A 10868-nucleotide genomic window follows, 5' to 3' on the forward strand; every position below is an offset into this window, starting at 1 on the left:
CAACGTGGTGGGTTTACACAGTTAGCCGTACTAGCGGAGCACCGTTCCGGTGACCAGATCGCGAATGCGTGATGGCTGAGCCTGGCCGCCCAGCGCACCGGGCACAATGGCATCCAGACCGTAGCCAAAATACTGCTGCAGCCGCAGCCGGCTGCGGGCCGGAGCCACGCCAGAAGGATTGGCAGAGGTGGATACCAGCGGACCGCCCCAGGCCTGACACAACTCACGCACCAGCGGATGATTGCTCACCCGCACAGCGACCTTGTTGTGCTTGCCTTTGATCCAGTCAGGTATCCAGCCTTCCGGGTCAGACATGATCCAGGTATTGGGGCCGGGCCAGGTGGCCTGCAGCATCTGCATCTGGTCCTCATTGAGCCCAACCAGCAGCGGAGCGATCTGCTCCAGACTAGCAGCCGCCAGAATGACGCCTTTCTCCGGCGGGCGCTGCTTGACCTCCAGCAGACGGGCAAAGGCACTGGCATTCCAGGGATCACAGCCCAACCCCCAAACCGCTTCCGTCGGATAGGCAATTACGCCGCCGGCACGCAGTGCCTGAACGGCCTGTCGGATATACAGATTCATCAGCGTCGGTCACATCAATGCGGGAAAGCGCACAGTTTAGCGCAATTTGCCGGGCCATGGGGCAGGCGGCTATACAGTGGACTGGTCAGCATGGCTCCCCGCAAATCGGCAATGGGTGCTTGGCGTCCTGTGCTTTGCTCGCTAGTCTGGGCGCTTCTGCCAACCGCAAAACCGTACACACAGCCCCAGATAACACCTATGACTTTATCCCACACAGATCACCTGACAGACGGCACAACCTTGCATCACTGGCTGCAGCGGGCGGCCAGTCATGGTCATCGCTTACCTGTCATCCTGCAGGGCGAGTCGCTGTGGATCACGCAGCAGCTGCAGCACTGGCAAGCGGCGCTGCCCCCCCAGCCGCTTTATCTCGGCCCGGACCACCTTGACCATTGCGAATGCAAGACCTTACGCGCCGCCAGCCTGTTGCTTGGGCAGGAGCGCCGGTGTGTCATTTTCGATAGTCGTCAGGCTCTGGATGTCGATGCGCTGGCCGCCGCCAGTGGACTGGTAACAGCAGGCGGGGTGTTTATCTGGCTGCTACCGCCATCGGAGCAATGGCAACAGCAGGGCGCTTTTCATCAGCGCTTGCTGCGTCTGCTGGCAGTTGACTCTCATGTCTGGCTGATCCGGGCGCAACGTCAGCGCACACCGCAGCTCACGGAGCCGCCGCGGCAAGCTGACCATCACCTCAGCAGCGACCCTGATTGCCTGAGTGAAGATCAGGCCATTGCGGTACAACGGATTATCAGCACAGCACAAGGACGAGCACGGCGGCCACTGGTCATTCAGGCAGATCGGGGGCGGGGTAAATCCAGCGCGCTGGGGTTGGCCGCCGCACGGCTGATCCACCTGGGTATGGCGGCGCAGCAGCCAATTCTTGTGACCGCCCCCCGGCAGGCGGCCTGTGCCGAAGTGCTGACCCAGGCTCAGCGCCATCTGAGCGCCGCTCAGGTTGAGTTACTACGCTATATCAGCCCGGATCAACTGCTCGACCAGCTGCCGGATGCGGCTTTACTGCTGGTGGATGAGGCTGCCAGCCTGCCAGCGGCGGTGTTACAGACTTTATTACAGCGCTATCCACGGGTGATTTTTGCATCCACCGTGCATGGTTACGAAGGTACGGGGCGCGGCTTTGCGGTGCGCTTTGTTGACTATCTCAATCAGCATACGCCGGCATGGAAGGGCATCAGCCTGAGTACGCCGATACGCTGGCGTGACCATGATCCGCTGGAAACCCTGATCCGCCAGTGGCTGCTGCTGGATGCCGAGCCTCATGCTCTGGCCACTGATCACGCTCTAACAATCCCAACCACACTCATCCAGGAGACCCGTGCCGAACGGCTGGCCAGCGATGAGGCGCTGCTGCACGGCCTGTTCGGGCTGCTGGTACAGGCTCATTACCGCACCACACCCAGTGATCTGCAGCAACTGCTGGAAGATCCGCAGTGCCAGACCACACTGGCGTTGTCAGCCACCCAGCAGGTGATGGGAGCTGCAGTGCTGATGCAAGAGGGGCCGCTTGAGCCCTCACTGGCCGAAGCCGTGTGGCTGGGACAACGCCGTCCCAAAGGTCAGTTGTTGCCGCAGTCACTGCTGTTCCACTGCGGGCTGCGTCACAGCGGTCAGCTGCGATACGGCCGGATCATGCGGGTGGCCGTTGCGGCCAGTCTGCGTCAACAGGGGATCGGTCTGCAGCTGCTGCAGGATATAGAGCAACGCGCCCGCCGCCAGGGCCTGGACTGCCTTGGCAGCAGCTTTGGCGCTACCGACTATCTGCTGCGCTTCTGGCAAAAGGCAGGGTATTGCGTGGTGCGGCTGGGCCTGACCCGCGATGCGGCCAGCGGTGAATATGCTGTGATGGTGCTGAAGCCACTCAACTCCGTCGGCCATGCGTTAGTACAGGATGCCCGTCGGCGCTTCCTCCACGAGTTACCTGAACTGCTGAATGGCGCGCTGCAGCGTGCTGAACCTTCACTGCTGCATCAGTTGCTGGCGGTGGCCGATCTGCCCGCGGTATCGCTCAGCTCGCAGGACCGTGATGATTTGCAGGCTTTCACCCGGGGTAATCGCGATCTGCTGCTCAGCCGCGGCGCACTGAAGCGCCTGCTGTTGCTGGCACTGAAACGCGGAGCAGACGCACAGGCCTGTCTTGGCCTGATCGGCGCGGTGCTGCAGCAGTGCGACGAAAAACTACTCTGCCAGCGCCTGGCGTGCTCGCCCGGCAAACCACTCAGTCAGATGCTGCGGCAACAGGCACAGGCGTTACTGATCTGGCTGGCGTAGGAACTTCAGGGTTAGCAGTCCATTGCCTGCGGCAACAGCGACTCAACCAGCAAACGTCAGCCAACAAAACGACTGTAGCCGCCGGGCTCCAGCACCACACGGCCTTCCAGCTCCCATTGCAGCAGCTGCCCCAGCACCTCTTCTATGGCCAGATTAGCCAGCTCCGCCAGTTGATCCGGGGGGCGCGGCAGATCATCCAGCACTTGCCACAACGGGTGAGCGGGTACTGACTTCTGTGATAGTCCGTAGTTTCCCTCACCTGCTTTTGGCGATAAGTGCCCCGCAACGAGTACAGGTTCAGGCGCAACCGCCTTGAATACATCCTCTCTTCCCGCCGTTAAAACGGGGTCAGTTTCCATCAGGTGCTCAGCTCTCTGCGGCTGCCGTGGTACGGCGTACTGGCTGTACTGATAGTGAAAAGCCAGCAATGACGTCACTTCCTGCGCAATTTGTTCAGTGCTTTCCAGCAGGGTGGCGCCTTCCCGGATCAGCGCATGACAACCACGACTGAGGGGATTGTGGATGGAGCCGGGAATCGCAAAGACGGCACGGTTCTGGCTCATGCCATGACGGGCTGTGGACAATGAACCACTCTGCAGTGCGGCTTCCACCACAATGGTGCCCACACTGAGGCCACTGATCAGCCGGTTGCGCTTGGGGAACAGCGAGCGCTGCGGAGTCGTCCCAAGGGGAAACTCAGATACCAGGGCTCCGCCCTGTTCGGTGATCTGCGCCGCCAGACTGCGATTACGTGCCGGGTAGAGCACATCCACACCCGTCCCCAGTACGGCTAGCGTGATGCCATTCCCGGCCAGAGCACCTTCGTGGGCAGCAGTGTCGATGCCGAGGGCCAGACCACTGGTGACCGCCAGTCCCTGACTGGCAATGTCCTTGGCAAACTGGCGGGCATTGCCAATACCCTGATGGCTGGCATGACGGCTGCCGACGATAGCCAGTTGCGGATGATTGAGGGCAGCAGCGTCTCCCAGCACATACAACAGGGGTGGTGCATCATCAATTTGTTTGAGTAGCGGTGGGTACTCATCATCCTCAAAGCACAGCAACTGATGACGATCACTGGCCGATAGCCAGCTCTGTACCCTGTCATGCTCGGCCTGCCAGGGTGCGGCCACACCTGTGAGGCAGCGACTGCTCAGCATGGCAGCGGCATCTCTGGGTAACTGTTTAAGCAGGGCGGCAGGTGGATCCAGCAGAGGACGCGGCCAGTCTGGCCATTCATCAGCCAGCTTCAGCCACAGGCGATTGCCACAACGAGGCAGGCTCTGCCAGATCAGATGAGGGAGAAACGTATTGGCAGACATCGACAACCTTCCTTAGTCAGGGGAGAGCCATCCTGGCTCTCAGCATAAGTTCTGGGGAAGAATCAGCCCTGTGATTCAGTCAACGATAAACTCAGTCAACGATAAACTCAGTCAACGATAAAGAGTCTGGCGCCAGTCACGGTACTGGAGCGATGGGCTTCCGCCTGATCCGCGACCTGATAGCTCATGCCTGCGCGCAGGATAAAGGTGCGGCCATCATCCAGCTCGGTATGCAGCTCACCTTCAAGACACAGCAGGACATGCCCTTTACTGCACCAGTGATCAGCCAGATAACCGGGGGTGTATTCCACCATCCGTACGCGGATATCGCCAAAGTTCCGCGTTTGCCAGTAGGCCACCCCGGTAACGCCCGGGTGTTCAGTACGCTCCACGTCATCCCAGGTCGTGGTGACAAAGGGAATATTCTGCATCTGCATGACACTGGCCTCCCGCCAAGTGCTATTGGTGTTCACTGAGCGTGTGCTCGCAATCAGGGCTGATCAGTAGTCAGGCGAGACGACCTTGTCGCCCACGCGCAGGGTACGCTCGGCTTTCAGGACCAGCGCGTAGCTGGTGTGATCAAAGACCTTGAACACCATCAGCACCCCGGCCCGGGAATCAGGCAGGGTGACCACTTCCTTGGTAAAAGGATCCTTGACCTGTTCCCCTGCAGCGTTGATCTGCAGGATATTGCCCGGTTCCAATGCCGAATCTTCACCGACGTTAAGGATGACTATATCGTTGCGGCCGGTGTAGGCCACGCCCGAAGGCACGGCAAGGATGCGTCCCTTGACGTCGGGATCAGCAGGGTAGGAAGGAGCGAAGGGAGCATAAGGATCGTCAGCAGGCATCTTCACCAACCGGTCGCCGCTACGAATCTCTTCGGCTACATGCAGGACTTCAAACTTATGGATATCTCCACTTTCTGCTTCCGTTTCCAGCTTCAGTGTCGCGATGTATTTGGCTTCCTGACCATAGGCGATCTTCTTCTCACCCAGATTCTCGGTCAGCATCGAGCCCGGACGGTACAGGCGCCATTCTCCTTCATCATAGGGCAAGGTACCCCGGACATAGAGCAGCTGACCTGCCGCACTGAGCAAACGCTGATCGTCCGTACCCACCACGTAGGGGGCCTTGTCCAGCTCACCGGGCTTGATTACCAGACTGCTGCGCAGGAAGGGAGCAATGGTTTCCACCGGCAATGTTGGCACGGGTGACAGATTGGCTACGCGCATCTGCGGCAGCAGTTTGACCTTGTCGCCTACTCCGGAGCCCGTGGCTTTCAGGTAGGCATCACCCCGCTTGAGTGCCAGCCTGGGCTGCCCATTGACCTTGACCAGAAAGATTTCATCGCCAGGGTAAATCCAGTGCGGATTGGCGATCTGTGGGTTCTTGGCCCAGATTTTTGGCCACAGCCAGGGATTAGAGAAGAAGCGACCAGTGATATGCCAGAGCGTGTCTCCCTTGACCACTTGATACACCGTCGGTGCATCGCTTTTTAACGCAGGTTGCTCGGCGTACACCACTGCTGAAAAGCACAACAGCACGGAGATCAGCAATTTGCGCATAACAGGTCCTTTGTTGGCCAGAGGGGCTCGGAAGGCAAGGGCAGGGAACTGTAACCTTCGGATGAATTGTTAGGATGCTGCCGATATAATAGAAATTAATCAAATTTTAGCCAATAAATCGTCGCTATAAGTCCCGTTCGTCGCGCTTCAGCGCTGTTTGCGGACGTGGCAACGCCCTGTGATGGCAGGATTTATCGGCGCTGTACCGTCTTTGACAGGGTTACACCTATGGCACTACTCGAAATTCTGGAATTTCCCGATGCGCGCCTGCGCACCAAGGCCACATCGTTCACGGCAGAAGAGATCAGCGATCCTCAACTGCAGACCATGATCGATGACATGTTCGAGACCATGTACAAGGCACCCGGCATTGGTCTGGCCGCCAGTCAGGTCAACTTCCACAAGCGTCTGGTGGTCATTGATGTCTCTGAGGAAAACGATCAGCCGCTGGTCTTTATCAACCCCGAAGTCATACCCCTGACCGATGAGCTGGAAACCATGCAGGAAGGTTGCCTGTCAGTACCCGGTTTCTACGAGGAAGTGACGCGTCCCGAGCGGGTCAGAGTCAAAGCCATTGATCGTCATGGCAAGGCATTCGAGATGGAAGCTGATGGCCTGCTGGCCGTCTGCATCCAGCACGAACTGGATCACCTGGAAGGCAAGCTGTTCGTCGACTACATTTCTCCGCTCAAGCGCAACCGCATTCGCAAGAAGCTGGAAAAGCAGCATCGTCAGGCAGCGGAAGCCTGATCTATCTCCCCATTTCACTTGGCGACCCGAACAAACAGGTTTACCGTGAGTAAACCTGTTGTTCTATTCAGAGAACCATGAGCACATCCAAGCCCCTTCGCATCGTCTTCGCCGGCACGCCCGAGTTTGCCGCCACTAATCTGCAGGCCGTTCTGTCCAGCCGCCATGAGGTGATCGGTGTGTATACACAGCCCGACCGGCCTGCTGGACGTGGCCAGAAGCTCACTGCCAGCCCGGTCAAGCAGCTGGCACAGCAGCATGATATTCCGGTCTATCAGCCATTGAGCCTGCGCAACGCTGAGGCCCAGGCGGAACTGGCGAGCCTGAAAGCCGACCTGATGGTGGTCGTGGCCTACGGTCTGATTCTGCCGCAAGGGGTGCTGGATACTCCGCGCCTTGGATGCATCAATGTACACGCCTCCATCCTGCCACGCTGGCGTGGCGCGGCACCGATTCATCGTGCGGTGCTGGCAGGAGACAGCGAAAGCGGAGTGACCATCATGCAGATGGAAGCAGGTCTGGATACCGGCCCCATGCTGAAGAAAGTCTTCACCCCCATCGCCGCAGCTGAAACCAGCGGCACCCTGCATGACCGACTGGCCACGCTGGGCGCAGACGCCTTGCTGCAGGTACTGGAACAATTGGCGGAAGGGCCATTGCAGGGCGAAGTGCAGGATGATGCCCTGGCGACCTATGCCCACAAGCTGGAAAAGGAAGAGGGCCAGCTGGACTGGCATTTACCGGCAGCCCAGCTCGACCGACAGGTGCGAGGTCTGCACCCCTGGCCTGTGGCCTATACCGATGCAGGTGACAAGCGCATTCGGGTGCTCGCTGCCAGCGTTGACGCTATCCAGCATAACAAGCAGCCCGGTACGCTGCTGCAGGCGGATCGCAGTGGTCTGCTGATCGCCTGTGGTGATGGTGCCCTGCGCCTGACCCATATCCAGCTTCCCGGCAGCCGTGCCATGGCCGTCGCCGATGTACTCAACTCCCGGGCCAGCGACTTTCCTCCCGGCATACGCTTTGGCCAGCAGGAGGCAGACGCATGAGTGCCCGTCAGGAAGCATTACTGGCACTGCTGGATGTCCTTGAAGGCGGCCATTCTCTGACTGCCGCCCTCGGCCATGCCAAACCGCTCAGTGATCCCCGCGATCAGGCTTTGTTACAGGAACTGAGTTATGGCGTGCTGCGCTGGCAACCACAGTTGCAGGCCATCGCCGATTACCTGCTGATGAAGAAATTCAAGCGCCGTGATCTGGATGTCTATCTAATCATCCAGCTGGGGCTGTATCAGCTGATGCACACCCGGGTTCCTTCCCATGCCGCCATCAGTCAGACCGTGGAAATCTGCCGCGGGATCGACAAGCAATGGGCTACCGGTCTGGTCAACGGCATCCTGCGCCGCTTTGAGCGCGATCAGGGTGACATCATCGCCACCCTGCAAGGCAAGCCCGAGTTTGATCATGTCCATCCCGGCTGGTTCATTGCCAAGCTGGCCCACGCCTGGCCACAGCACTGGAAAGCCATTCTGGATGCCAACAACGAACGCCCGCCCATGACCCTGAGAGTCAATCTGGCCCATGGCAGCCGCGAAGACTACCTGCAGCTGCTACAGCAGGCAGAAATTGCAGCACAGCCCACGTCCTTCAGTCCGGTCGGACTGACGCTGGAGCAGCCGGTTGATGTCAACAAACTGCCCGGCTTCAACGACGGCCTGGTCAGCGTGCAGGACGAAGCGGCACAGCTGGCAGCAGCTTTGCTGGCCCCCCAGGCCGGTGAACGTCTGCTGGATGCCTGCTGCGCCCCCGGTGGCAAAACGGCTCATCTGCTGGAGCTGGCCAGCGCCGCGGGTCATGAAGTGGAAGTGATCGCCATGGACGTTGATCCACAACGCCTTCAGCGTACTCAGGAAACGCTGGAACGGCTGCAACTGGGCGCTGAACTGGTGTGTGGCGATGCGGCAGAACAGGACTGGTGGGATCAGCAATACTTCGATGCCATTCTGGCCGACGTTCCCTGCTCGGCCACCGGTGTCATTCGCCGTCATCCCGATATCAAGTCATTGCGCACCAATGAAGACATTGGCCAGCTGGCCGAGCTGCAACTGCGCATTCTGGCCAACCTGTGGTCGATGCTGAAGCCGGGAGGCCGCCTGGTGTACGCCACCTGCTCGGTATTACCGCAGGAAAACAATCGCATCATTGAACGCTTCAGCCGTGACCACGACGATGTCCAGGTACAGCCTCTGCAGGTCGACTGGGGGATTGAACAGTCGTGCGGTCGCCAGCTGTTTCCGACCTCACAGGGTCATGACGGCTTCTTTTACGCCTTGCTGCACAAACGGGCAGCCTGCTGATAAGCCCTGCAACAGGCACCATTCGCTGACAGGAACTCTATGAAGATCATCATTCTCGGCGCAGGACAGGTTGGCGGCACTCTGGCGGAAAACCTGGCCAGTGAAGCCAACGACATCACGGTGGTGGATACCGATGTCAAACGCCTGCGTGAGCTGCAGGACCATCTGGATATCCGCACGGTGGAAGGCAAGGCATCCTTCCCCAGCGTCCTGGCCGAAGCCGGTTGTGAAGATGCCGACATGCTGATTGCGGTGACCAACAGTGATGAGGTCAACATGGTGGCCTGTCAGATTGCCAAGACCCTGTTCAAGACCCCGAAGAAGATCTGCCGGGTACGCGAGAGTGACTACCTGACCGAGCGCGAGACTCTCTATGGTGAGAAAGCCATCGCGGTCGACGTGCTGATCAGTCCGGAGCAGGAAGTCACCCGCAGTATTTATCGCCTGATCCAGCACCCCGGCTCACTGCAAGTACTGGATTTCGCCGAAGGCAAACTGATGCTGGTGGCCGTCAAGGCGTTCTATGGCGGCCCGCTGGTAGGGCAGGAAATCGCTCAGTTACGTCAGCACATGCCCAAGGTCGACTGCCGCGTAGCGGCGATTTTCCGCCGGGGAGCGCCGATCACGCCGCAGGGTAATACCGTCATTGAAGTCGATGACGAAGTCTTCCTGATTGCTGCGCGCGAAGATATCCGCGCGGTAATGAGCGAGCTACGCCGCCTTGATCGTCCTTACCGCAAGATTGTCATCGCCGGCGGCGGCAATATCGGTGCCCGACTGGCCGAACGACTGGAACACAACTATCAGGTCAAGATCATCGAGCGCACCCTCGACCGCTGCCGTCATCTGGCCAACCGCCTCAACAACAGCATCGTCCTGCACGGCAGCGTGTCTGACCGTCAGCTGCTGTTGGATGAAAACATCGAAGACTGTGACGTGTTCTGCGCACTGACCAACGATGACGAGGCCAATATCATGGCATCGATGCTGGCTAAGCGGCTGGGTGCCCGTACCGTCATGACCCTGATCAACAACCCCGCCTACGTCGATCTGGTGCAGGGCGGGGTGATCGATATCGCCATCTCACCTCAGCAGACCACCATCGGCACCCTGCTGACCCATGTACGACGCCACGATGTGGCTGCCGTCTACTCCCTGCGCCGTGGCGCTGCCGAAGCCATGGAGGCCATTGCTCACGGTGACCGTTATTCCTCCAAGGTCGTCGGCCGTACCATCGGCGAGCTGCGCCTGCCGCCGGGCACCACCATCGGCGCCCTGGTACGAGGTGACGAAGTATTAATCGCCCATGATGACGTGGTTATTGAAAACGACGATCACGTCATTCTGTTCCTGGTCGACAAGAAATACATTGCTGAGGTCGAACGCCTGTTCCAGGTCGATTTCACCTTCTTTTGAGTCAATCACAGAGGACGTGCCATGACCCCCGCTATCAAACAGGCAGAAAAGGCCAGGATTGCGTTTGCCGTGCACAGCTACAGCCATGATCCGCGCGCGGAATCCTTTGGCGAGGAAGCCGCTGACAAGCTGGGGCTGGCACAGGAGCAGGTATTCAAGACATTGCTGGCCAAGCTGGATGGCAAGCAGCTGGCCGTCGCCGTGGTACCGGTCAACAAGAAGCTGGATCTGAAAGCCCTGGCGACGGTCCTCAAAGCCAAAAAAGCCGATATGGCGCCTCCCGCCGAAGCCGAGCGGGCGACCGGCTACGTCGTCGGCGGCATCAGCCCGCTGGGGCAAAAGAAACACCTGCCGCTGGTCCTTGATAACAGTGCACAGGGTTTTGCCACCATCTATGTCAGCGCTGGCCGCCGGGGTCTGGAAATTGAGCTGGCAGGCGCTGATCTGCTGGCCCTGAGTCAGGGGCAGTGGGGCGATATCGCCCGCTGACGCGCTAGCAGGCTGTTGAAAAACGTTATCGAGGCAGCCGAGACAAGGAAAAAACAGGCGAAAAAGCGGAGTTTAGTAGGCTAAATGAGCATTTTGAGC

The 10868-nt window shown here is 59.3% G+C and carries 10 protein-coding genes; 6 read left to right on the top strand and 4 right to left on the bottom strand.

The window, feature by feature from the left end:
- Positions 1–30: 30 nt before the first annotated feature.
- Positions 31–582, bottom strand: a complete 552-nt coding sequence (gene tsaC / locus WH50_RS19575; RefSeq protein WP_110188973.1) for an L-threonylcarbamoyladenylate synthase type 1 TsaC — start codon at positions 580–582, stop codon at positions 31–33.
- A gap of 198 nt (positions 583–780) precedes the next feature.
- Between tsaC and WH50_RS19580 the strand changes: the two genes are divergently transcribed.
- On the top strand, positions 781–2868 hold the full coding sequence (locus WH50_RS19580) for a tRNA(Met) cytidine acetyltransferase TmcA (RefSeq protein WP_165838487.1): 2088 nt from the start codon (positions 781–783) through the stop codon (positions 2866–2868).
- Between the two features lie 56 nt (positions 2869–2924).
- Here WH50_RS19580 and dprA read toward each other — a convergent pair whose 3' ends face one another.
- From dprA to WH50_RS19595, 3 genes are all read right to left on the bottom strand, one after another.
- Complete coding sequence (gene dprA / locus WH50_RS19585; RefSeq protein ID WP_165838488.1) at positions 2925–4190, bottom strand: DNA-processing protein DprA; 1266 nt, start codon at positions 4188–4190, stop codon at positions 2925–2927.
- 107 nt (positions 4191–4297) lie between these two features.
- Positions 4298–4627 carry a DHCW motif cupin fold protein gene (locus tag WH50_RS19590; protein WP_104152922.1) on the bottom strand — a complete coding sequence of 110 codons (330 nt, stop codon included), beginning with the start codon at positions 4625–4627 and terminating at the stop codon, positions 4298–4300.
- 63 nt (positions 4628–4690) lie between these two features.
- Entirely contained in the window at positions 4691–5758 is a 1068-nt protein-coding gene (locus tag WH50_RS19595) for a LysM peptidoglycan-binding domain-containing protein (protein ID WP_110188975.1), read from the bottom strand.
- 228 nt (positions 5759–5986) lie between these two features.
- On the opposite strand from WH50_RS19595, the gene def reads away from it, so the two are divergent.
- From def to ybaK, 5 genes are all read left to right on the top strand, one after another.
- On the top strand, positions 5987–6508 hold the full coding sequence (gene def / locus WH50_RS19600) for a peptide deformylase (RefSeq protein ID WP_110188976.1): 522 nt from the start codon (positions 5987–5989) through the stop codon (positions 6506–6508).
- A gap of 77 nt (positions 6509–6585) precedes the next feature.
- Positions 6586–7557 (top strand): methionyl-tRNA formyltransferase, encoded by a 972-nt coding sequence (gene fmt, locus WH50_RS19605; RefSeq protein ID WP_110188977.1) that lies wholly within the window; start codon positions 6586–6588, stop codon positions 7555–7557.
- Entirely contained in the window at positions 7554–8864 is a 1311-nt protein-coding gene (gene rsmB / locus WH50_RS19610) for a 16S rRNA (cytosine(967)-C(5))-methyltransferase RsmB (RefSeq protein ID WP_110188978.1), read from the top strand. Before fmt ends, rsmB begins: the two co-directional genes overlap by 4 nt.
- A 39-nt stretch (positions 8865–8903) precedes the next feature.
- Positions 8904–10280, top strand: a complete 1377-nt coding sequence (gene trkA, locus WH50_RS19615; RefSeq protein ID WP_104152927.1) for a Trk system potassium transporter TrkA — start codon at positions 8904–8906, stop codon at positions 10278–10280.
- 21 nt (positions 10281–10301) lie between these two features.
- The gene (gene ybaK, locus WH50_RS19620; RefSeq protein ID WP_110188979.1) at positions 10302–10769 is read left to right on the top strand and encodes a Cys-tRNA(Pro) deacylase; all 468 of its coding nucleotides are present in this window, start codon (positions 10302–10304) and stop codon (positions 10767–10769) included.
- Positions 10770–10868: the final 99 nt, after the last annotated feature.

The sequence above is a fragment of the Pokkaliibacter plantistimulans genome (assembly GCF_003194385.1).
GTDB lineage: Bacteria > Pseudomonadota > Gammaproteobacteria > Pseudomonadales > Balneatricaceae > Pokkaliibacter > Pokkaliibacter plantistimulans.